Source organism: Arenivirga flava (assembly GCF_030161575.1).
GTDB classification, from domain to species: domain Bacteria; phylum Actinomycetota; class Actinomycetes; order Actinomycetales; family Microbacteriaceae; genus Arenivirga; species Arenivirga flava.
Genome location: NZ_BSUL01000001.1, coordinates 910,652 through 933,502 on the forward strand (window position 1 = coordinate 910,652; position 22,851 = coordinate 933,502).

The 22,851-nt window shown below is 72.4% G+C and carries 12 protein-coding genes, 1 other RNA gene and 5 pseudogenes; 9 read left to right on the forward strand and 9 right to left on the reverse strand.

The genetic code is table 11. The annotated features are described in order from the left end of the window. Window positions 1-4 precede the first annotated feature (4 nt). From QQK26_RS04485 to sucB, 3 pseudogenes are all read left to right on the forward strand, one after another. Window positions 5-1,479 (forward strand): annotated as a pseudogene (locus QQK26_RS04485) (leucyl aminopeptidase). Window positions 1,480-1,571: 92 nt separating this feature from the next. Further along, a pseudogene (lpdA, locus tag QQK26_RS04490) lies at window positions 1,572-2,944 on the forward strand (dihydrolipoyl dehydrogenase). 44 nt (window positions 2,945-2,988) lie between these two features. Beyond that, window positions 2,989-4,409 (forward strand): annotated as a pseudogene (sucB, locus tag QQK26_RS04495) (2-oxoglutarate dehydrogenase, E2 component, dihydrolipoamide succinyltransferase). A 19-nt stretch (window positions 4,410-4,428) separates the two neighbouring features. Here the strand turns inward: sucB and QQK26_RS04500 are convergent. Beyond that, complete coding sequence (locus QQK26_RS04500; protein ID WP_284230451.1) at window positions 4,429-5,916, reverse strand: serine/threonine-protein kinase; 1,488 nt, start codon at window positions 5,914-5,916, stop codon at window positions 4,429-4,431. Window positions 5,917-6,030: 114 nt separating this feature from the next. On the opposite strand from QQK26_RS04500, the gene QQK26_RS04505 reads away from it, so the two are divergent. Further along, on the forward strand, window positions 6,031-6,741 hold the full coding sequence (locus tag QQK26_RS04505; protein ID WP_284230453.1) for a DUF4191 domain-containing protein: 711 nt from the start codon (window positions 6,031-6,033) through the stop codon (window positions 6,739-6,741). A 62-nt stretch (window positions 6,742-6,803) separates the two neighbouring features. On the opposite strand, the gene QQK26_RS04510 is transcribed toward QQK26_RS04505, so the two are convergent. Continuing rightward, window positions 6,804-7,166 carry an RDD family protein gene (locus tag QQK26_RS04510; protein ID WP_348519987.1) on the reverse strand — a complete coding sequence of 121 codons (363 nt, stop codon included), beginning with the start codon at window positions 7,164-7,166 and terminating at the stop codon, window positions 6,804-6,806. Window positions 7,167-7,388: 222 nt separating this feature from the next. Between QQK26_RS04510 and glnA the strand changes: the two genes are divergently transcribed. Further along, window positions 7,389-8,813, forward strand: a complete 1,425-nt coding sequence (gene glnA, locus QQK26_RS04515) for a type I glutamate--ammonia ligase (RefSeq protein WP_284230457.1) — start codon at window positions 7,389-7,391, stop codon at window positions 8,811-8,813. Between the two features lie 139 nt (window positions 8,814-8,952). Here the strand turns inward: glnA and QQK26_RS04520 are convergent. Both QQK26_RS04520 and QQK26_RS04525 read right to left on the reverse strand, forming a co-directional pair. Continuing rightward, window positions 8,953-11,945 (reverse strand): annotated as a pseudogene (locus QQK26_RS04520) (bifunctional [glutamine synthetase] adenylyltransferase/[glutamine synthetase]-adenylyl-L-tyrosine phosphorylase). Between the two features lie 22 nt (window positions 11,946-11,967). Beyond that, complete coding sequence (locus QQK26_RS04525; protein WP_284230458.1) at window positions 11,968-13,305, reverse strand: glutamine synthetase family protein; 1,338 nt, start codon at window positions 13,303-13,305, stop codon at window positions 11,968-11,970. A 71-nt stretch (window positions 13,306-13,376) separates the two neighbouring features. Between QQK26_RS04525 and QQK26_RS04530 the strand changes: the two genes are divergently transcribed. Beyond that, window positions 13,377-15,104, forward strand: coding sequence for an NAD+ synthase (locus tag QQK26_RS04530; RefSeq protein ID WP_284230459.1), 1,728 nt, complete (start codon window positions 13,377-13,379; stop codon window positions 15,102-15,104). Window positions 15,105-15,130: 26 nt separating this feature from the next. Next, window positions 15,131-15,967: a 3-methyl-2-oxobutanoate hydroxymethyltransferase gene (gene panB, locus QQK26_RS04535; protein ID WP_284230461.1), complete on the forward strand. Its 837-nt coding sequence runs from the start codon at window positions 15,131-15,133 to the stop codon at window positions 15,965-15,967. 57 nt (window positions 15,968-16,024) lie between these two features. On the opposite strand, the gene QQK26_RS04540 is transcribed toward panB, so the two are convergent. Further along, a complete protein-coding gene (locus QQK26_RS04540; RefSeq protein ID WP_284230462.1) occupies window positions 16,025-16,198 on the reverse strand; it encodes an SPOR domain-containing protein in 174 nt (57 codons plus the stop codon). Between the two features lie 12 nt (window positions 16,199-16,210). On the opposite strand from QQK26_RS04540, the gene map reads away from it, so the two are divergent. Beyond that, window positions 16,211-17,077 carry a type I methionyl aminopeptidase gene (gene map, locus QQK26_RS04545; protein ID WP_284230464.1) on the forward strand — a complete coding sequence of 289 codons (867 nt, stop codon included), beginning with the start codon at window positions 16,211-16,213 and terminating at the stop codon, window positions 17,075-17,077. A gap of 43 nt (window positions 17,078-17,120) precedes the next feature. Then, a complete protein-coding gene (gene ppgK / locus QQK26_RS04550) occupies window positions 17,121-17,885 on the forward strand; it encodes a polyphosphate--glucose phosphotransferase (protein ID WP_284230466.1) in 765 nt (254 codons plus the stop codon). A gap of 98 nt (window positions 17,886-17,983) precedes the next feature. Here the strand turns inward: ppgK and rnpB are convergent. The 4 genes and pseudogenes from rnpB to QQK26_RS04570 form a co-directional block, all read right to left on the reverse strand. Further along, window positions 17,984-18,357, reverse strand: an RNA gene (gene rnpB / locus QQK26_RS04555) — RNase P RNA component class A. Window positions 18,358-18,381: 24 nt separating this feature from the next. Next, window positions 18,382-19,122 (reverse strand): zinc ribbon domain-containing protein, encoded by a 741-nt coding sequence (locus tag QQK26_RS04560; RefSeq protein ID WP_284230468.1) that lies wholly within the window; start codon window positions 19,120-19,122, stop codon window positions 18,382-18,384. 33 nt (window positions 19,123-19,155) lie between these two features. Continuing rightward, window positions 19,156-19,973 (reverse strand): annotated as a pseudogene (locus tag QQK26_RS04565) (Nif3-like dinuclear metal center hexameric protein). Between the two features lie 25 nt (window positions 19,974-19,998). After that, window positions 19,999-22,698 carry a cytosine permease gene (locus tag QQK26_RS04570; protein ID WP_284230470.1) on the reverse strand — a complete coding sequence of 900 codons (2,700 nt, stop codon included), beginning with the start codon at window positions 22,696-22,698 and terminating at the stop codon, window positions 19,999-20,001. Window positions 22,699-22,851: the final 153 nt, after the last annotated feature.

Genomic DNA, 22,851 nt, shown 5'->3' on the forward strand with positions numbered 1-22,851 from the left:
CCGCATGAGCCTTCCCAGCCTCGAGATCAGCACGCAGCCCGCCATCGACATCCCCGGGCAGGTGCTCGTCCTCGGCGTGCGTTCGACCGCCGACGGCCCTGAGCTGCTGATCGAGGATGCGGCGCTGCAGGCCGCGCTCGGCGCGATCGGCGCGACCGGCTCCGCCGACCAGCTGCTGCGCCTGCCGGGCTCCGACGCCGCCGACTCGATCGCGCTCATCGGACTGGGCGCCGCGACGGATGCGGATGCGCTCCGCTACGCCGCCGGCAGCGCCCTGCGCCAGCTGCGGGGCGTCGACCGCGTCGTGCTCGCGCTGCCCGCAGACGACGCGGCGTCGCTGGCCGCGGTCGCGGAGGGCGCCGGCCTCGGCGCGTACCGCTTCGCCGGCTACAAGAGCGCGGGGAACGGCGAGGACCGCGGACCCGCATCCGCCGTCGTCATCCCGACCGCGGTGGAGGACGCCGCCGCGATCCTCGAGCGCGCCCGGGTGGTCGCCGAGGCCGTGCACCGCGTGCGGGACCTCGTGAACACCCCGGCCAACGACCTCTACCCGGGCAACCTCGCGGAGCGCGCCGCCGAGCTGGCGGCAGTCGCTGGGGTCGATGCCGCGATCCTCGACGAGGACGCGCTGGCCGCCGGAGGTTTTGGAGGCCTGCTCGGCGTCGGCAGCGGGTCGCCTCGCGGCCCGCGCATGGTGCGGCTCGACTGGAACCCCGCCGGTGCCGAGCGGCACCTCGCGCTCGTCGGCAAGGGCATCACCTTCGACACCGGGGGCTCTCGCTCAAGCCGGCCGCGTCGATGGTCGGCATGAAGTACGACATGACCGGTGCCGCCTCGGTGCTCGCCTCGGTCCTCGCGGTGGCGGCGCTGGAGCTGCCCGTGCGCGTGACCGGCTGGCTGTGCCTCGCCGAGAACATGCCCTCGGGCACGGCGACCCGCCCGGGGGACGTGCTCACGATCAAGGGCGGCACGACCGTGGAGGTGCTGAACACCGACGCCGAGGGGCGCCTCGTGCTGGCCGACGGACTCGTCGCCGCGGCGGAGGACGGGCCGGACGCGATCGTCGACATCGCGACCCTGACGGGGGCTGCGCGCGTGGCCCTCGGCGACCGCATCGTCGGCACCATGGGCGACCGCGATCTGGTCGCCCGGGTGCTCGAGACCGCCGAGTCGGTTGGCGAGGAGTTCTGGGCCATGCCGCTGCCGCCGTACCTGCGCCGCAAGCTCGACTCGGACATCGCTGACATCGCCAACGCCAAGATGGGCGACCCCGCGGGCGGCATGCTCTTGGCGGGGCTCTTCCTGCAGGAGTTCGTCGGCACCCGCCCGGACGGCACCCCGATCCCCTGGGCCCACCTCGACATCGCCGGCCCCGCGAACAACGGCGTGGGCGCCTACGGCTTCACCCCGAAGGGCTCCAGCGGCGTGGGGGTCCGCACCCTCATCAGCCTGGCGGAGCGCCTCAGCCGCGGGGTGTAGGGTCGGACCCGGCGCGACCTGCGCCTTCTCCGGTGCGCCGAACACCACCCGGCTCACCGACATCTCAACCTGTAGCACGAGGGAGTTGCTGGGTGTCGGAACAGAACTTTGACATCGTCGTTCTCGGCGGGGGAGCGGCGGCTACGCTGCCGCGCTGCGGGGCGTCCAGCTCGGCCTCTCCGTCGCGCTGATCGAGAAGGACAAGGTGGGCGGCACCTGCCTCCACCGCGGATGCATCCCGACGAAGGCGCTGCTGCACGCGGCCGAAATCGCGGACGGCGTCAAGGACAGCGAGAAGTACGGCGTCAAGGCCTCGTTCGACAGCATCGACATCGCCGGTGTGACCGCGTACCGCGAGGAGGTCGTCTCCTCGAAGTTCAAGGGCCTCCAGGGTCTGCTGAAGGCGCGCAAGATCACCACGATCGCCGGCGAGGGCAAGCTGGTCGGCCCGAACACGGTGCAGGTCGGCGACGACCGCATCACCGGCAAGCACGTCGTGGTGGCCACCGGGTCCTACTCGCGCAGCCTGCCCGGCCTCGAGATCGGGGGCCGTGTGATCACCTCCGAGGGCGCCCTCGCGCTCGACTTCGTGCCCAAGAAGGTGGCCGTGCTCGGCGGCGGCGTGATCGGCGTCGAGTTCGCCAGCGTCTGGAAGTCGTTCGGCGCGGACGTCACGATCATCGAAGGGCTCCCGCACCTCGTCCCCAACGAGGAGGAGTCGATCTCGAAGGCCCTCGAGCGGGCGTTCCGCAAGCGCGGCATCGACTACAAGCTCGGCGTGCGCTTCTCCGGCGTGACCCAGGACGACGACGGCGTCGTCGTCACCCTCGAGAACGGCGAGACCGTCGAGGCGGAGCTGCTGCTCGTCGCCGTCGGCCGCGGGCCCTCGACCGCCGGCCTCGGCTTCGAGGAGCAGGGCGTCACCGTGGACCGCGGCTTCGTCATCACCAACGAGCGCCTCCAGACGAGCGTCCCGTCGATCTACGCCGTCGGCGACATCGTGCCCGGCCTGCAGCTCGCGCACCGCGGCTTCCAGCAGGGCATCTTCGTGGCCGAGGAGATCGCGGGCCTGAAGCCCGTCGTGATCGAGGACGTCAACATCCCCAAGGTCACCTACTCCGAGCCCGAGGTCGCCTCGGTCGGCTACACCGAGGCGAAGGCGAAGGAGCAGTTCGGCGCCGACAAGGTCTCGAGCTACGAGTACAATCTCGCCGGCAACGGCAAGAGCCACATCATCGGCACGAGCGGATCGATCAAGGTCGTCCGCGTGCAGGATGGCCCGGTCGTCGGCGTGCACATGATCGGCGCCCGCGTCGGCGAGCTGATCGGCGAGGCTCAGCTCGCCGTGAACTGGGAGGCGTACCCCGAGGACGTCGCCCCCCTCATCCACGCGCACCCGACCCAGAACGAGGCGCTCGGCGAGGCCTTCCTCGCGCTCGCAGGCAAGCCCCTGCACGCCCTCTGAGCCACCACGACCCGCAACGACTGCAGAAATAAGGAGCAACGCTGATGAGCGAATCCGTCAACCTCCCGGCGCTCGGAGAGAGCGTCACCGAGGGAACGGTGACCCGCTGGCTGAAGAACGTGGGCGACCGCGTCGAGGTGGACGAGCCCCTGCTCGAGGTGTCGACCGACAAGGTCGACACCGAGATCCCCTCCCCGTCGCCGGCGTCATCGAGGAGATCCTCGTCCAGGAGGACGAGACCGTCGAGGTCGGCACCGCCCTGGTGCGCATCGGCGACGGCTCCTCGGCTCCGGCCGACGACGTCCCCGCCGAGGAGGCACCCGCGGAGGAGGCTCCTGCCGAGGAGGCACCCGCGGAGGAGGCTCCTGCCGAGGAGGCGCCCGCGGAGGAGGCTCCCGCCGAAGAGGCCCCCGCCGAGCAGCCGGCCGCCGAGGAGGCCCCGGCCGAGCAGTCCGCTGCGGAGCCTGAGAAGGCTCCGGCTCCGGCCGAGCAGGCCCCCGCCGAGCCCGCGAAGGCACCTGCCGCCGCTCCGGCCGCAGAGGCTCCTGCCGCGGACGCTTCCGCCGCCGGTTACGTCACCCCGCTCGTGCGCAAGCTCGCGAACGAGCAGGGCGTCGACCTGTCGACCGTCACCGGTTCCGGCGTGGGCGGACGCATCCGCAAGGAGGACGTGCTCGCCGCCGCCAAGTCGTCGGGCTCCGCTGCAGAGGCCCCCGCCGCCAAGGCGTCGACGAAGCTCCCCGTCTCGGACCTGCGCGGCACCACGGTCAAGATGACCCGTCTGCGCAAGGTCGTCGCCGAGCGCGCGGTCGCCTCGCTGCAGCAGACGGCACAACTGACCTCGGTCGTCGAGGTCGACGTCACGAAGCTCGCGACGCTGCGCGACAAGGTCAAGGGCGAGTTCCTCGAGAAGACCGGCAACAAGCTCTCGTTCCTGCCGTTCTTCACCCTGGCCGCCGCCGAGGCGCTCAAGGCCTACCCGATCATCAACTCGACGGTGGACGGCGACAGCATCGTCTACCCGGCGAGCGAGAACATCTCGATCGCGGTCGACACCGAGCGCGGCCTGCTCACGCCCGTCGTGCGCGACGCCGGCGAGCTCGACCTCGCGGGCTTCGCCGCCCAGATCGCCGATCTGGCCCAGCGCACCCGCGACAACCAGCTCAAGCCCGACGAGCTCTCCGGCGGCACCTTCACGGTGACCAACACCGGATCGCGCGGCGCGCTCTTCGACACCCCGGTGGTCTTCCTGCCGCAGTCGGCGATCCTCGGCACGGGCATCGTGACCAAGCGCCCCGGTGTGGTGAAGGTGGACGGCCAGGAGGCCATCGCCATCCGCTCGTACGTCTACCTCGCGCTCTCGTACGACCACCGCACGATCGACGGCGCGGACGCCTCCCGGTTCCTCGTCGCGATCAAGAACCGCCTCGAGGAGGCGGAGTTCACCGCGGATCTCGGCATCTGATCCGAGGCGGGAGACGCTCCTAGAGCAGATCGCGCAGACGCCAGCCGGCCTCGCTCCTCACGATGAGGAGCGAGGCCGCTGTCGTCTGCGGCGCCGCATCGGGGAAGGCAGCGGCCACGAGCACCGCTCCCCCGAGCTCCTGCACGATCCGGAGGTCGGCGGGCGCACCGAGCAGCTCCGCCGCGACGCCGTCCCGTTGCGTCGCGTCGACGCGGGCGCGGTCCTCGGCCAGCAGGGCCGAACCGGCCTGCAGCACGCCGTCGAGGCACGTGTGCTCGGCACGCCTCAGGCAGTCGTCGCGCGAGGCGAGCAGCGCGGAGGCCGCGGCCAACGCGTCGTCGCCCGTGATCGCGGCGTCGAGGGCGTCCGGCCCGGCCGCGCCGCGCGGCGCATCTCCATCCCGCACGCCCGCGGCGTCCCGAGCGGCGGCATCGGACGGCTCCGGACGCGGGTCGTGGCTCGACGTCGTCTCGGGCGGCGTGGCCGCAGCGGAATTCTCGCGCTGACCGTCGGCGCGCTGCAGCACGACGCCGCCGAGCGCGAGCAGGGTGACGACGGCGATGGCGCCGAGCACGCGGAACCGGGGACGGACCGAGGCGATCGAGCGTCGCAAGCGCCGTACGGGCGCCCACCGCTGCACCGCACCGACCTCCGCGTCGACGAGACGTTCGAGCCACTCCGGCAGCTGCGCGGCGGCGAGCCAGCCGACGGGTCCCGCTCCGCTCGGCTCGACGTCGCGCTCCCCCGGCGGGGGCGCGTCGAGCCGGGCCGGCATCGCGGCGCTCGGCCGCTCCGCGACACGGCGGCCCGCTCCGGGGAACCGCACCGCCGCGGCGGGCGCCGCCCCGAAGAGCACCTCGAGCAGCTCGAAGGAGCGTCGCTGCGGTTCGTCACCGACGGCGGCCGCGAACTCCTCGATGCGCCGCCGCAGACCGGCACCCGCACCGTCGAGGTGCTCTGCGACGATCGCCGCGAGGGCGGTCAGCGCCTGCGCGTCGCGAGCCACCTCCTGCGAGCCGCTGCGCACCGCCTCGGAGGCCGGCCCGTCGGCGAACCGACTGAGAGCTCCGAGGCCGCCGAGCACGGGGGCGCCGTCCACCGCGAGGTGCACGGCGCCGGGGACGAGCGCGCCGTGCGCGACACCGGCGGCGTGCATCCGCTCGACGGTCTCGGCGATCGGGGCCAGCAGCGTGACGGCTTCGCCCGCCGCGATCGTGCCGCGGCGCGCCAGCAGCGCCCCGAGCGTGAACGGCGACCAGCGCTCGAGCACGACGACCGGTTCGCCGTCGTCGCCCGTGGCGAGATCGAGCACCCTCGGCAGGTGCGGCGCGTCGATGCGCTCGATCGCATCCAGCTCGAGCAGCACCCGTCCCAGGGGGACGTGGGGCAGGAACCGCTTGAGAGCCACCGGGTCGCCTTCGCCCGCGGCGAGCAGCACCTCCGCCCGGTCGCCCCGCCCCAGACCGCGCAGCACGCGGTACCCGCCCGATGTCGTCTCATGCAGCATGCGGGCATCCTGCGCCAGCGCCCCCGACCGCCGTCGCGGGACGTCCGGATCGGTGGGTTCATCGACACCCCCACGGCGTGGGAGGGGCGGTTCCGGTGCCCTATCCTTGGCACTATGGCACGCAACAGCAGCACCCCCTCGACGCCGAAGGAACCCGGCCGCTTCAAGCAGATGTGGCAGGTCTTCCAGATGACCCGGCGGCACGACGCCACCGCGCTGCCGATCATGCTCGCGGGCTTCATCGTGCCCGTGCTGCTGGGCGTGCTGCTCGCCTTCGTGACCTCGGCCGGCAACATCCTCGGCTTCATCCTCTGGATCCTCGTCGGTCTGATGACCGGTCTGCTCGTCTTCCTGCTGCTGCTGGGCCGGCTCGCCGAGCGCGCGGCCTTCCAGCAGATCGAAGGCCAGCCCGGTGCCGTCGGCGCCGTGCTCAAGAACGCTCTGCGTCGCGGATGGCGTGCGAGCGAGATGCCCGTCGCCGTGAACGGCAAGACCCAGGACGCGCTCTACCGCGCGGTCGGCAAGGGCGGTGTCGTGCTGATCAGCGAAGGCTCGGAGGGACGCACGAAGCGGATGTTCGACGACGAGCGCCGCAAGGTCGCCCGCATCCTGCCGAACGTGCCGATCGCCCGCGTGCACGTCGGCCCCGAGGACGACGCCGTGCCGCTGCACAGGCTCGCCCGCACCATCGCCAAGCGCAAGAAGGCGCTGAACAAGGCCGAGATCCTCGCCGTGGGCAACCGGTTGAGCTCGCTCGGGCAGAACGGCCTGCCGATCCCGAAGGGCGTCGACCCGATGCGCGTGCGCGCGCAGCGACCGCGTTGACCCGTCGACGCTGAGACGATGAGGGCCGGTGGCGATCGCCACCGGCCCTCGTCGCGAGGGGGTCAGCGGCGCACGAGCACCGTGCCCGCGATGCGGTCGTGCAGGCCGCGCTGGTCCTGATCGAGCACGAGCGCCGGCACGACGAGCAGGATGAGCGCCGTGCGCACGAGCGGCCGCCACCACCCGATCCAGCCGCCGCGCAGCGGCACGACCCGCACGCCGACGATGTGCTGACCGAGGCTGCCGGCGAGCACGAGGATCACGAGCACGCGGTGCACGACGAAGACCGCGGCGATGATCGTCTGGTGCAGCATGATCCGCCCCGCGTCGTCCGGCGCCGGATTCGGGAACAGCACGCCGGCGATCAGCACGGCCGCCCACCAGTCGATGACCAGGGCGATGAGGCGTCGACCGAAGCGCGCCACCGAGCGCGGACCCTGCTCCGGGAGGCCGAGCCGCTGCCCCGGGAATTCGCTGCGGGCAGGCTCGTGCGCTGCGGAGGAGGGGGCATCCTGCAAGGATAGTCGGCAGGGGTGCTCGTAACATGCCGGAAACATGAGTGACACCCCGGTGAAACCCCCGTCAATAGCCTCGTAGCGGCGCTGCGCCCGGCAGCCCGCACGCGACCCCATTTGGAGAGCCATCACATGTTCAGTGATTCTTCCGAGGTTCTGAAGTTCATCAAGGACACGGACGTCAAGTTCCTCGACATCCGCTTCACCGATCTGCCCGGTGTCCAGCAGCACTTCAACATCCCGGCCGCCACCGTCGACGAGGAGTTCTTCACCGTCGGCCAGCTCTTCGATGGATCGTCGATCCGCGGCTTCGCGAACATCCACGAGTCGGACATGCAGCTCATCCCCGACGTGACGACGGCCTACCTGGACCCGTTCCGCGTCGAGCGCACGCTGATCATGGTCTTCGACATCTACAACCCCCGCAACGGCGAGATCTACGCGAAGGACCCGCGCCAGGTCGCCAAGAAGGCCGAGAAGTACCTCGCCTCGACCGGCATCGCCGACACTGCGTTCTTCGCCCCCGAGGCTGAGTTCTACATCTTCGACGACGTGCGCTACTCCGTCACCCAGAACTCGAGCTTCTACTTCGTGGACTCGGAGGAGGGCGCCTGGAACACCGGGCGCGTCGAGGAGGGCGGCAACCTCGCCAACAAGACCCCCTACAAGGGCGGCTACTTCCCCGTCTCCCCCGTGGACAAGCAGGCCGACCTGCGCGACGACATCAGCCTCAAGCTGATCGATGCCGGTCTCATCCTCGAGCGCGCCCACCACGAGGTCGGCACCGGTGGCCAGGCGGAGATCAACTACCGCTTCGACACCATGGTCCACGCCGCGGACGACATCCTGAAGTTCAAGTACATCGTCAAGAACACCGCCGAGCAGTGGGGCAAGACGGCGACCTTCATGCCGAAGCCGCTCATGGGCGACAACGGCTCGGGCATGCACACCCACCAGTCGCTCTGGAGCAACGGCGAGCCGCTGTTCTACGACGAGCAGGGCTACGGCGGCCTCAGCGACATCGCGCGCTGGTACATCGGCGGCATCCTGAAGCACGCCCCCGCGGTGCTCGCCTTCACGAACCCGACCATCAACTCGTACCGCCGCCTCATCCCCGGCTTCGAGGCCCCGGTCAACCTGGTCTACTCGGCGGGCAACCGCTCGGCTTCGATCCGCATCCCGATCACGGGCACCAACCCGAAGGCCAAGCGCATCGAGTTCCGCGCGCCCGACGCCTCCGGCAACCCGTACCTCGCCTTCGCGGCGCAGCTGATGGCGGGCCTCGACGGCATCAAGAACAAGATCGAGCCGATGGCCCCGGTCGACAAGGACCTCTACGAGCTGCCGCCCGAGGAGGCCAAGAACATCCCGCAGGTGCCGGCGTCGCTCGGCGAGGCCCTCGACGCGCTCGAGGCGGACCACGAGTTCCTGCTCGAGGGCAACGTGTTCACCAGGGAGCTCATCGAGACCTGGATCGACTACAAGCGCGAGAAGGAGATCCTGCCGATGGCGCAGCGTCCCCACCCGTTCGAGTACGAGCTCTACTTCTCGGTCTGACCTCCGGTCGCACCACGAGCAGGGGCCGCATCCGTCACGGATGCGGCCCCTGCCGCGTTCCCGGGCGGTGCGAGCGGATGCGGTCGGACGGGCACGAGCGGATGCGAGCTCCGGCCGCATCGCTCGGAGCCCGGCGCCGTCAGCGGGCGGTCGGACGGGGCTGCTCGTCGAGCCCGTAGAAGAGACGGTCGAACACGGCGCGGGCGCGGCGCGTGACGGCGAGGTAGAGCTCCTCGAGGTCGGAGGCGGAGCCGGGGGCGAACTCGAGCAGGCGGGCGATGCCCTCGAGCGCACGACGATCGGTCGGCAGTACGTCGGCCGTCTTCGCGGTCCACAGCGTCATCGCCGAGCGCACCCGCGACGCCAGCAGCCACGCGGCCCGCATCCGCGCCGCGTCCTCCCCGTCGAGCAGGCCGGCCTCGACCGCCGCATCGAGCGCGTCGAGGGTCGAGGTGGTGCGCAGCGCCGGCACCGCGCCGGCATGCTGCAGCTGCAGCAGCTGCACGAGCCACTCGACGTCGCTCAGCGAGCCGCGACCGAGCTTGAGGTGCCGTGACGGATCCGCTCCGCGGGGCAGCCGCTCGGATTCCACGCGGGCCTTGATGCGCTTGATCTCTCGTTCCGCCTCCGCGGGGAGCTCCTGCGGGTAGCGCAGCGACTCGGCGAGGCGCTCGAAGTCCTCGATGAGCCCGGCGTCGCCCGCGACGCCGCTCGCACGCAGCAGCGCCTGCGCCTCCCAGGTCTGCGACCAGCGCGCGTAGTAGCCGCGGTAGGACTCGAGCGAGCGCACGATCGACCCGTTGCGGCCCTCGGGACGCAGCTCCGCGTCGAGGTCCAACGGCAGGCGCACGTCCTCGGTGAGCCGGTTCAGGTCAGCCACGATCCGCTCGGCACGGCGCTGCGCGGTCTGCGCATCCAGCTCCCCGGAGGCGCGGTAGACGTACATGACGTCCGCATCCGAGCCGAAGCCCAGCTCCTCGCCGCCGTAGCGCCCCATCGCGATCACCGCGAACTCCAGGGGCAGCTCGTCGCCGCGCCGCGCCAGAGCGAGCGCGCCGCGGATGGTCGCCGAGGTGACGTCCGCGAGGCCCCGGCCGAGCTCCTCGATGGTGATGAGGCCGAGGATGCCGCCGAGCGCGAGGCGCAGCACCTCCCGGCGCCGGAGCGCCCGGATCGCCGAGGCCGCGGCGTCGATCGAACCGTGCCGGGCGACGACGGCGGCGACCTCCTCCTGCAGGCCCTTGGCCGCGCGCGGGCGCAGCTCGTCGCCGTCCTCGAGCCAGGCGGCCGCTTCGGGGATGCGCTCGACGAGGTTCACGACGTACCGGGAGCCGGCGAGCACGCGCGTGAGGCGTGCCGCGGCCGCGGTGGAGTCGCGCAGCATGCGCAGGTACCAGTGGGCGTCGCCCAGGTCGTCGCTGAGGCGCCGGAACGCGAGCAGGCCCTGGTCGGGGTCCGCTCCCTCCGAGAACCACTGCAGCATGATCGGCAGCAGGGCCCGCTGGATGCTGGCGCGACGCGAGACCCCGGCGGTCATCGCGGCGATGTGCGCGAGCGCGCCGCGCGGGTCGGCGAAGCCGATCGCGGCGAGCCGCGCCTCGGCCTGATCGCTCGACAGCCGAGCGCCGTCCTCCGGCAGGGCTGCCACGGCGGCGAGCAGCGGCCGGTAGAAGAGCTTCTCGTGCAGACCGCGCACGGCGAGGCGCACCGCCTCCCAGTGCTGCAGGAGCCCCTCGGCACCCGTCGCCAGCCCGGACGAGCGCGCGAGCACGCGCAGCGCCTCCGGGTCGCGGGGCATGAGGTGCGTCCGCCGCAGGTCGCGCAGCTGGATGCGGTGCTCGAGCAACCGCAGCTCGCGGTAGTCGCGCTCGAACTCCTCCGCCTCGACCCGGCCGATGTAGCCGCCGGCCTCCAGCGCCCGCAGCGCCGGGATCGTCCCGCGCCGGCGCACGGACTCGTCGGTGCGGCCGTGCACGAGCTGCAGCAGCTGGATCGTGAACTCGACGTCGCGCAGCCCCCGGGCCCGAGCTTCAGCTGCACGTCGACCTCGTCGGCGGGGATGTGCGCGGTGACCCGCTCGCGCATCCGCTGCACCGACTCGACGAAGCCCTCGCGCGCCGCGCTCGCCCAGACCTTCGGTGCGATCGCGGCGAGGTAGTCGGCGCCGAGCTCGGCGTCGCCGGCCATCGGGCGCGCCTTGAGCAGGGCCTGGAACTCCCAGCTGCTCGCCCAGCGGTCGTAGTACGCCACGTGGGATTCGAGCGACCGCACGAGCGCGCCGGACTTGCCCTCCGGGCGCAGGTTCGCATCGACCTCCCAGAGCGGCGGTTCGATCGACAGCTCCTGGATGCCGCGCATCGTCTCCATCGCGAGGCGCGTCGCGAGCTCGACGCCGCGTGCGGAGGACACGCGCTGCTCGTCGAGGCTGCCGCCGACGAAGATGACGTCGACATCGCTGATGACGTTGAGCTCGCGCGCCCCCGCCTTGCCCATGCCGATGATGGCGAGCTGGGTGAGCGGCAGCTCCTCCGCGAGGGCGCCGGTCGCGAGGGTGCGCCGCGCCACGGCCAGCGAGGCCTCGAGCGCGGCTGCGGCCAGATCGGCCAGCGCCGCCGCGACGAGGTCGAGCACGGCGGCGCCGTCCGGCTGCTCCAGGTCCCAGGCGGCCAACCGCACGAGCTCGGCGCGGTAGCGCACCCGCAGCGCGACGCGACCGTCCTCGCCGGCGAGCTCCGCCTCGGGGACCGGGGCGTCCGCATCCGCTCCGACCGCGTCCAGCAGGCGGCGTCGCAGCGCCGCGGCCGACGGCGGGACGGCGAGCGGATGCTCCAGCACCGCCAGGTGCTCCGGCCGGCGGTCGAGGAAGTCGGCGAGGCCCGCCGAGGCACCGAGCAGGCGCAGCACGCGCGAGGGCGCCGCCCGCAGCGCGGAGCGCAGCTGCTCCGGGTGCCGCTCGTCCAGGCGCGCGAGCTGGCGCAGCGCCAGGTCCGGGTCCGCGGTGCCGGCGAAGCGCGGCAGCAGGTCGTCCGAGCCGATCGCCGGATCGAGCTCGGCCAGGGCGGTCGACGCTCGGCCGAGCTCGGCGAACCCGAGCCGTGCGAGCTCGCTGAGCGTCGTACGGGTCCGGGTCATGGGATCGTGATGCGCGGCGGCGTCAGAGGATGCCGAGGTTGCTGCGCAGCTCGAACGGCGTCACCTGGGCGCGGTACTCGCGCCACTCCTGCCGCTTGTTGAGCAGCACGTATTCGAAGACGTGCTCCCCCAGCGTCTCGGCGACGAGCTCCGAGCGCTCCATGAGCTGCAGCGCGTGGTCGAGGCTGGCCGGCAGCGGCGTGTAGCCGAGCGCCCGGCGCTCCGCATCCGTCATCGACCAGACGTCGCCATCGGCCTCGGCCGGCAGCTCGTAGCCCTCCTCGATGCCCTTGAGACCCGCCGCGAGCAGCAGCGAGAAGGCGAGGTACGGGTTCGCGGCCGAGTCGATCGCGCGGTACTCGATGCGGGCGCTGGTGCCCTTGCCGGGCTTGTAGAGCGGCACGCGCACGAGCGCGGAGCGGTTGTTGTGGCCCCAGCTGACGTAGGCGGGCGCCTCGTCGCCGCTCCAGATGCGCTTGTAGGAGTTGACGAACTGGTTCGTCACCGCGGTGATCTCGGGGGCGTGCTTGAGGAGCCCCGCGACGAACTGCTTGCCGATGGTGGAGAGCTGGTACTCGGCGCCGGCCTCGTAGAAGGCGTTGGTGTCGCCCTCGAAGAGCGACAGGTGGGTGTGCATGCCCGATCCGGGGTGACCGGAGAGCGGCTTCGGCATGAAGGTCGCGTAGACGCCCTGCTCGATCGCCACCTCCTTGATGACCGTGCGGAAGGTCATGATGTTGTCCGCGGTCGTCAGCGCGTCGGCGTAGCGCAGGTCGATCTCGTTCTGGCCGGGACCCGCCTCGTGGTGGCTGAACTCCACCGAGATGCCGAGGTCCTCGAGCATGCGCACGCTGCGACGGCGGAAGTCGTGGGCGGTGCCGCCGGGCACGTTGTCGAAGTAGCCGGCGTTGTCCACCGGCGTCGGGCCCTCGGCGCCGAACTTCGACGACTCGAGCAGGTAGAACTCGACCTCGGGGTGCGTGTAGAAGGTGAAGCCCGCATCGGCGGCCTTCGCGAGCGTGCGCTTGAGCACGTTGCGGGGGTCGGCGACGGAGGGCTGGCCGTCCGGCGTGGTGATGTCGCAGAACATGCGGGCGGTGGGGTCGATCTCGCCGCGCCACGGCAGGATCTGGAACGTGGTCGGGTCCGGATGCGCGAGCACGTCGGCCTCGGAGGTGCGGGTCAGGCCCTCGATGGCGGAGCCGTCGAAGCCGAGCCCCTCGGCGAAGGCCCCCTCGACCTCGGCCGGGGCGAGCGCCACCGACTTGAGCGTGCCGATGACATCGGTGAACCACAGTCGGACGAACTTGACGCCGCGCTCCTCGATCGTCCGGAGCACGAAGTCACGCTGCTTGTCCATTGAACTCCATCCCGCGAGTGCGCCTGGGGTCGACGAAAGAGCACGTCGAGGCCAGCACTAGGCTAGTGGCTATGCCGCGTCTCCGCTTGGCCCTGGGCCAGACCAATCCCATCGTCGGCGACCTGGAGGGCAACGCGGCGCGCATCGTCGACGTCGCCCGGCGCGCGCACGATGCGGGCGCCGACCTGCTCGCCGTCGGCGAGATGGCGCTCAGCGGCTACCCCATCGAGGACCTCGCGGCTCGACCCAGCTTCCTGCGCGAGAGCGCCGAGGCCGTGGACGCGCTCGCCGCACGGCTGCACGAGGAGGGGCTCGGCGAGCTCGTCGTCGTGGTCGGCCACCCCGACGGCCCGTTCGAGCCGCGCCTGACCTCGTCGAACGCATCCCCCTCCGCGATCGCCCAGAACCGCGCGAGCGTCATCCACCGCGGCCGCGTGCTCGCCAAGTACTCGAAGCACCACCTGCCCAACTACTCGGTGTTCGACGAGTACCGCATCTTCATCCCCGGCGACGAGCTCATGGTGCTGCGGTTGCGCGGCGCGGACGTGGCGCTCATCATCTGCGAGGACCTGTGGCGCGACGGCGGCCCGGTCGCCCGCGTGCTCGAGTCGGACGCATCCGTGCTGCTGGTCATCAACGCCTCGCCCTACGAGCGCGACAAGGACGAGGTGCGCGTGCCCCTCGTCACGCGCCGAGCGCTCGAGAGCGACACGACCGTGGCCTACGTCAACATCGTCGGCGGCCAGGACGACCTCGTCTTCGACGGCGACAGCGTCGTGGTCGACGGCAAGGGCGAGATCCTCGCCCGCGCGCCGCAGTACGACGAGCACCTGCTGCTCGTCGACCTCGACCCGCCCGCGACCGCCGACCACCCGGTGCCCGACTACGTGCGCCGCGTGGTGATCGACCTCGGCGAGGCGCCCGAGCGCGAGCCGCTGCCCGCCGACATCGCCGAGCTGCCGGACGACCGCGCGCAGCTCTGGGGCGCCCTCGTGACCGGGCTGCGCGACTACGTCGAGAAGAACGGCTTCCGCTCGGTCGCCCTCGGGCTCTCCGGCGGGATCGACTCGGCGGTCTGCGCCGCCATCGCCGCCGACGCGATCGGCGCGGACCGCGTCTACGGCGTGTCCATGCCGAGCCGATGGTCGAGCGACCACTCGCGCAGCGACGCCGACGACCTGGCCGAGCGGATCGGGGTGCACTACCGCACCGAGGCCATCGCCGACCTCGTGCAGCCCGTCGAGGACCAGCTGCAGCTGACCGGCCTGGCCGCCGAGAACCTGCAGGCGCGCATCCGCGGCATCATCCTCATGGGCCTGTCGAACCTCGACGGGCACCTCGTGCTCACCACCGGCAACAAGACCGAGGTCGCGGTCGGCTACTCGACCATCTACGGCGACAGCGTCGGCGGCTACGCCCCGATCAAGGACGTGCCGAAGACCCTGGTCTGGGAGCTCGCGCGCTGGCGCAACGAGCACGCCGCCGCCCGCGGCGAGACGCCCCCGATCCCGGAGAACTCGATCAGCAAGCCCCCGTCGGCGGAGCTGCGTGAGGGCCAGACCGACCAGGACAGCCTGCCGGACTACGCGGTGCTCGACGAGATCGTCGAGGCCTACGTCACGCGCAAGCTCGGCCGCGAGGACCTGATCGCCGCGGGCTTCGACGCCGAGGTCGTGCACGACGTCGTCAAGCTCATCGACCGCTCGGAGTGGAAGCGCCGGCAGAGCGCGATCGGGCCGAAGGTGTCGGGCATGGCCTTCGGCCGCGACCGCCGCCTGCCGATCACGTACAAGGACTGATCGCCGAGCCGTCCTAGGATCGAGGGATGAGCGAGGCAGTCCCCCAGCAGGTCAAGCGCGTGCGCACCCGGTTCTTCGGCACCGCGAAGCAGCAGGGCACGCGGATCACCGCGCTCACCAGCTACGACGCGCTCACCGCGCAGATCTTCGACGAGGCGGGCATCGACTTCCTGCTCGTCGGCGACTCCGCCGGCAACGTCGTCTTCGGGCACGGCACCACCGTGCCGGTCACCCTCGACGAGCTGCTGCCCCTGTCGCGTGCGGTCGCCGGCGCCGTGCGGCGGGCGATGGTGGTCGCCGACCTGCCGTTCGGCAGCTACGAGGTCTCCCCCGAGCAGGCGGTCGGCAGCGCCGTGCGCCTCATGAAGGAGGGTGCCGCCCACGCCGTGAAGCTGGAGGGCGGCGTGCGCAGCGCGGCCTCCATCCGGCGCATCGTCGACGCGGGCGTGCCCGTGATGGGCCATGTCGGCTACACGCCGCAGAGCGAGCACGCGCTCGGCGGGCACGTCGTGCAGGGCCGGGGCGCGGCCGCGGAGCAGCTGCTCGCCGACGCGCTGGCCGTGCAGGAGGCCGGGGCGTTCGCCGTCGTGCTCGAGATGGTGCCCGCGGGCATCGCCCGCGAGGTGAGCGAGTCGCTCGCGATCCCCACCATCGGCATCGGCGCGGGCGCCGGCACCGACGGGCAGATCCTCGTCTGGCAGGACTTCGCCGGGCTCACCACGGGACGGGTGCCCCGCTTCGTCAAGGCCTACGCCGATCTGCGCGGGACGCTCACCGAGGCAGCGACCGCATACGCCGACGACGTGCGGACGGGCGCCTTCCCGGCGGAGGAGCACAGCTTCGGCGACCCCGCGCGCGACTGAGCGGAGACGGGGCGCGGCCGCGCGCATCCGCCGACGGCACGGGCCGTCCCGCTGCGATCAGTCGTCCTCGCGAGCATCCTCCTCGGCCCACTTGGCCGAGTTCGCGTGCAGGGTATCGAGCGCCTTCGACGCCGACTCGCGGTCGGGGAACGGTCCGACGCGGTCGCTGCCCAGTGACTTCGGGCCCTCCTCGACCTCGCCGGTGGTCATGTTGTACCAGTACTCGGACATAGGATCGAGGGTATGCCCCGCGACGCTGACGGACACCTCACCGCCGGCCGCATCTCCCCGACACGCAGCGTGCCCCCAGCGATCGCACGCCCCGAGTACGTCGGCAAGAGCGGCCCCGAGCGCTTCACCGGATCGGACGTGTACGCGCCGGAGGCCGTCGAGCGGATCCGCGCCGCGGGCCGCATCGCAGCCCAGGCCATCGCCGCGGTCGGCGAGGCCGTGCGGCCCGGCGTCACCACCGAGGAGCTCGACCGCATCGGCCACGAGTTCGTCGTCGCGCACGGCGCCTACCCGTCGACGCTCGGCTACAAGGGCTTCCCGAAGTCGATCTGCAGCTCGGTCAACGAGGTCGTCTGCCACGGCATCCCCGACGACACGGTGCTGCAGGACGGCGACATCGTGAACATCGACATCACCGCCTACAAGGACGGCGTGCACGGCGACAGCAACCGCACCTTCCTGGTGGGCTCGCCACGTCAGGAGGTCGTCGACCTCGTCGAGCGCACCGAGCTCGCCCTGCAGCGCGGCATCAAGGCCGTCGCCCCGGGCCGCCAGGTCAACGTCATCGGGCGCGCCATCGAGTCCTACGCCAAGCGCTTCGGCTACGGCGTGGTGCGCGACTTCACGGGCCACGGGGTGGGCGAGGCGTTCCACTCGGGCCTGATCATCCCCCACTACGACTCCGCCCCGGCGTACGACGACGTGATGGAGGTCGGTATGGTGTTCACGATCGAGCCGATGCTCACGCTGGGCGGCCACGCCTGGGACCTCTGGCCCGACGACTGGACCGTCACGACGCGCGACAAGAGCATCACCGCCCAGTTCGAGCACACCCTCGTGGTGACCGAGCGCGGCGCCGACGTGCTCACGCTCCCCTGACTCCGCACCACCCCGCAGCAACGCAGCAAGGAAGGCTTCATCAATGGCGACGACCGCACTCGGCGTGGACATCGGCGGCACCGGCATCAAGGCCGGCATCGTCGACCTCGAGACCGGCAAGCTGATCAGCGACCGCGAGAAGCTGCCCACGCCCGAGGGCGGTGAGCCCGAGGCGATCGTGGAGGTCGTCGCGCAGCTCGTCGAGCGCCTCGGCGGCGCCGACGCGCAGTCGGGCCTCGGCGTCTGCTTCCCCGCCGTCGTGCAGCACGGCATCACCCGCTCGGCGGCGAACGTGTCGAAGCGCTGGATCGACCTCGAGGCCGAGAAGCTCTTCGAGGAGGCGCTCGGACGCGACATCCACTTCGTCAACGACGCCGACGCCGCGGGTTACGCCGAGGTGCGCTACGGCGCCGCGAAGGACCGCGACGGTCTCGTGCTCATGACGACGCTCGGCACCGGCATCGGCGTGGCGATGATCTACAACGGCGTGCTCATCCCCAACAACGAGCTGGGCCACCTCGAGATCGACGGCGTCGACTGGGAGACCAAGGCCGCCGTGTCGGCCAAGGAGCGCGAGGACCTCTCCTGGAAGCACTGGGCCAAGCGCCTGCAGAAGTACTACGAGCGCCTCGAGGCGCTCATCGTGCCCGACCTCTTCATCGTCGGTGGCGGCGTCTCGAAGTCTCCGGAGAAGTTCCTGCCGCTGCTCGACCTGCGCACGCCGATCATCCCGGCCGCGCTCGGCAACAACGCCGGCATCTCGGGCGCCGCGGCGCTGGCCTCGCCCCTGCCCACGCAGGACATCTGAGCACAGGCATCCCGGACGGCGGCGACCCCTCGGGGCGCCGCCGTTCCGCGTTCACGGCGCAGCGCATCCGCTCGCGATCGGACCGACGAGCGGATGGATGAATGGGCCGGCCGATACGCCGGGTTCTGTCCCTCCGCACCGTGGTGCGGGCTTCGGACGGCCATCTCTCTCGGGGATGCATTGCTGCAGCCCTCCAGCGGTCTACCCGGGGACTCGGCGAGCCGCTTCATCGTCCCCTGTCTGACCTTGCTCCGGGCCAGGTTTACCCAGCGGGGCCGGTCACCCGACCCCCTGGTGGTCTCTTACACCACCGTTTCACCCTTACCGCCGGGACGGATCCCGACGGCGGTCTGCTCTCTGTTGCACTGTTCTCGCGGATTGCTCCGGGTGGGTGTTACCCACGACCCTGCTCTGCGGAGCCCGGACGTTCCTCGGCAGCCGCAGGGGCTGACGCGACCGTCTGGCCGACCCATTCGCCGATCAGTCTACCGGCAGCTCAGAGGCCCGACTCGTCGGTGCGCACGAGGATCGCCTGGCTCTCGGGGCACAGCAGCACCGCGTCGGGCGCCGCCGTGCGGATGCCCGCCAGATCGGACTCGGTGAGTGCGACGCCGGCCGCGGACGAGACCCGCGCGCGCAGCAGCGAGGCGCCGTAGCCGTAGCGGGCGCGCTGCTTCTCGTAGAGGGCCACGAGCTCCTCGGGCAGGCTCGCGGCGAGTCGCTCGCGCTCGCCCTCGACCTGCTCCTGCTCCGCGCGCAGCTCGGCGAGGGCCGCGTCGCGCGACTGCTCGGCGAGCCCGATGCGGCCCTGCAGGCTGGCGTGCTCGACCTGCGCGGCGTCGAGCTCGGCGCGCAGCCCCTCGGCCGCCTCCATGAGCTCGAGCTCGATGTCCTCGAGGTCGCTGCGGCGCTTGGCGAGGCTGACGAGCTCGGCCTCGAGCGCCTGCACGTCCTTGACGGAGGTGCTGGTCTGCAGCCGGTCGCGGTCGCGCTTCGCACGAGCCTCGACGACCTCGACGTCGGATTCGAGGCGGCGGATCTCGGTCTGGTTGTCCTCCCACGCGCCGGTCGCCGCGGACAGGCGCGAGCGCAGCGCCACGCCCTGGCCGGCGAGGGCGGTGATCTCGGCGTGCTCGGGCAGGGCGGTGGCCCTGTGCTCGATCTGGCGGACGCGGGTGTCGAGGCCCTGCAGGTCGAGCAGACGGGCCTGGTCCTGGGGGCTGGCGGTGAGGGCCACGGGGTCTCCAGTCGTTCGGGTGGTCGGCGGGCGCTACGGCAGCAGCGTGAAGTCCCAGGGGTCGGTGCGGAGCCGGCTCACCGTCACGGTGACGCCGGGCAGGTCGGTGCGCAGCTCCTCGGCCGCGGCCTCGAGCCAGAGCGACTCGCTGGCCCAGTGCGAGACGTCGATGAGCGCCGGGCCGGAGGCGATGCCCGCCAGCTCGCGCGCGTCGGACGCGGGGTGGTGGCGCAGATCGCTCGTGATGTAGGCGTCGGCCTCGCGCACGGCCGCCTCGCCGAGCAGCGAGTCGCCCGCTCCCCGCAGAGCGCGACGCGCTCGACGAGGCGCTCGGAGTCGCCCGCCACCCGGATGCCGCCGGCCGTCGCCGGCAGTACCTGCTGCAGCCGCTCGGCGAGCGCGCGGAGCGTGATGGGCTGAGCGAGGCGCCCGGTGCGTCCCAGGCCACGGCCCGGCGCTGGCGAGGGCACGATCGGCTCGGCGTCGACGAGCCCGAGGCGCTCCGCGAGCACGCCGGAGGTGCCCGTCTCGACGATGTCGGCGTTCGTGTGCGCGGCCAGCAGCGCGCATCCTCCGCGGATCAGGCGGGCGATGACGGCGCCCTTGGCGCCCGTCTCGGCAACGCTCGTCACGCCGCGCAGCAGCAGCGGGTGATGCACGAGCAGCAGCTCGGCGCCGTTCGCGACGGCCTCCTCGGCGACCGCGACGGTGGCGTCGACGGCGAGGTGGATGCGGGTCAGCTCGGCGGAGGGATCGCCGACCAGCAGTCCCGGCGCGTCCCAGGGCTCGGCGGTGCCCTGCGGCCAGCGTCGCTCGGCGGCCGAGAGGGCGTCGGCGACGGTGGTGGGCATCCGCTCAGTGTACCGAGGCGGCGTCTCAGGCATCGACCGCGGCGGCCTGCTGACGGCGGATGCGGGGACCCGCCGTGGCGAGGGACCAGGCGAGGCCGAGCAGGAGCGCGACGATGACGCCTCCGTCGGCGAACGCGTCGAGCACCGGCAGTCCGAGGGATCCCAGAGGCTGGGCCAGGTACCCCTGCCACGAGAGCGCACCGAGCTCGGAGCTGCGCAGGCCGTAACCGAGCGCCGTCAGCACCACGAGCGCCGCGAGATTGCCCCAGACGAACGCCGGGTAGCGCCCTCCGCTGCGCAGCAGGTCCTCCGTGTCGAGCGCGCGACCGCGCAGGAGCAGGTCGCCGGCGAAGATCCCCGCCCAGGCCGCGACCGGCACGGCGACGGTGCCGACGAGCTCGTCGATCGAGGTGCGCAGGTCGGGCACGGCCAGGATGAGTGCGACCGCCGAGATCGCGAGCAGCAGACCGACGATCACGACGGCCGACTGGCGCTGCACGTCCAGCCCGAGCGCCTGCACCGAGAACGCCGCCGAGTACAGCACGAGCACGACGCCCGCGAGCAGGCTGCCGACCAGTGCCAGCACGAGCGGCACCGCGTACCAGGACGGCAGCAGCTCGGCGAGAGCGGCGGCCGGGTTGCCGGCGAGGCCCCCGGCCAGCGCGGGGTCGGAGGCGGCGAGCAGCGCCCCGTAGCCGAGCAGTCCGACCGTGGGCAGCACGCTCGCGAGCCCGGTCGCCGCCACCGAGCCGGTGCCGGAGCCGCCCGGTCGCTGGTAACGGGCCACGTCGCCGCCGCTGAACGCCCAAGCGAGGCCGGTGAACGAGAGCACCAGGGCGGTGCCCGACACCACGGCGGCACCGGAGCCCTGCGGCTGCGCCAGTGCGGCCTGCAGGTCGACGAGAGGCCAGGTGAGCGCGACCATGCCGCCGAGCAGCAGCACCGAGAGCGTCGAGAGCACGAGATGCACGCCGTGCAGCAGACCGTAGCCGGCGAACGCGATGACCAGCGCGATCAGGAAGGCGAAGGCCACGGCGAGGATGGAGACCTGCTCGGCGCCCAGCGGACCCGCGAGTCCCTCGCCGACCAGCACGGAACTCGTGCCGAGACCCATGACCCAGAGCAGCACAGCGCCCCAGAGCAGACGGCTGATCAGCGCGAGCGCGGCCGGCAGCGCGTTGCCGAGCACACCGAAGACGGCCCGGGAGGCCACGATCGTCGGCTGGCCGGTGCGGATCGCGGCGAGCGTGCCGAGCGAGAGCGGCACGAGGCCGAGGAGGGAACCCGCGACGGCCGCGAGCAGCGCTTGCGGCAGGTCGAGGCCGCCGAGCAGCAGCAGCGCGCCCACCCCGAGTCCGAGCACGGAGGACTGCGGCGCGAACCAGAGCCAGAACAGGCGGATGGCGCGACCGGCGCGCTGATCCTGCGGCGTCGGCTGCATGCCGCTGGCTTCGAGGCCGAGCAGCGGCAGCGGGCGAGCGGGCTCGGGCTGCAGGAGCTCGTCGATGTCCTGGGCGGCCTGCACGGAGGAGATCGGTGCGGTGTCGAGGGCCGCCCCGGCGGAATCCATTGGGCGCGGCAGCGGCTCGCGGTCGTCGACCGCCTCCGCCTGGTCCTCGGGCTCGGGGTCGGCGGCGGCGGCGTCGATGTGCACGATGCCGATGGGCACCCGCATCGGGGCGACGGGATCGACGCGCTCCAGCTCGGCCGCGGGCTCGGACGCGAGCGGCTCGGAGGGCTCGATCTCACCCTCGACCGGCTCGGAGGGCACGATCTCGCCCTCGACCGTGATGGGCGACGGCCCGTCCTGCCAATCGAGCCGCTCGTGCAGGACGAGCGCCGGGGTGTCGTCGGGCGATGCGTCGGGCTCCACCGTCGGAGACTCGGGTCCAGCGGACGCTTCCTCGCCGGGCGGTTCCTCACCGGGCTGCGCGTCGGCCTCGGCCGGCGGCAGCACCGGCAGCGTGATCGCCGCCGTGGTCGGCGGAACGAGCCCGGCGAAACCGCCGCGCACGCGCTCGACCTCGTCGAAGGCCTCCGTCGTCCCCTCGGCGAGCACGTCCCGTTCCCAGGCGTTGAACTGCGCGGTGTCCTGCTCGCGCAGCCGCAGCTGCTCCTCGAAGCGCTCGATCGCGGCGAGCGTGCCGCCCTCGGCCGGAGATCCGACGGCGGCGGCGAGCTCGTCGTCGCGCAGCGAGCGGCGCGCCGGTGGCGGCACGAAGCTGCCGGTCGGGGTGAGCTCGACGTACGGAGCCGGGTCTTCGGCGTCGCCGACGATCTCGGCGTCCTCGGGCGCGGGATCGCTCGGCGTCGACGGGCCCGCCGCGGGCAGACCAGGGCTCGTGGCCCACGGTCGGTCAGGGTCGGCGGGGACCGCCTCGGCCTGCGGCTCGTCCCACGGGTACACCGGCACACCGGTCGTCGGCTCCGCCCACGGCGAGGCTCCGACGGAAGGGGCCTCCGGGCGCTCGGCGGCCGTCCGCTCGGCAGCGAGACGGGCGGTGAGGTCGCCGAGCTGCTCGCTCAGGCGCTCGGCTCCGGGCTCCGCGGCATCGCGAGGGGCGCTCTCGTCGTCCAGCGCGGCATCGCCCTCGCGCACGGCGTCGTCGGACGGGCCGGAGGCACGGCCGAACCAGCGGAATCCCCCGGCGGGCGGCGTGTAGTTGGAGCGCCGCGGCCCGACGGGCGCGTCGTCGCTCTGCTGCTCGTCTTCCCCGTGCGCCATGGACCTCACGATAGCCACGAGGCCCCGCGACACGGGGATGCAGCGCCGAGGGCGCGCGAACCGGCCGCTGCGCGCATCCGCTCGACGCCGCGCGACTGGCGCTGGTCGCGCCGCGACGGGCTCTGCGATGAGATCGAGCGGATGCGCCCCGCC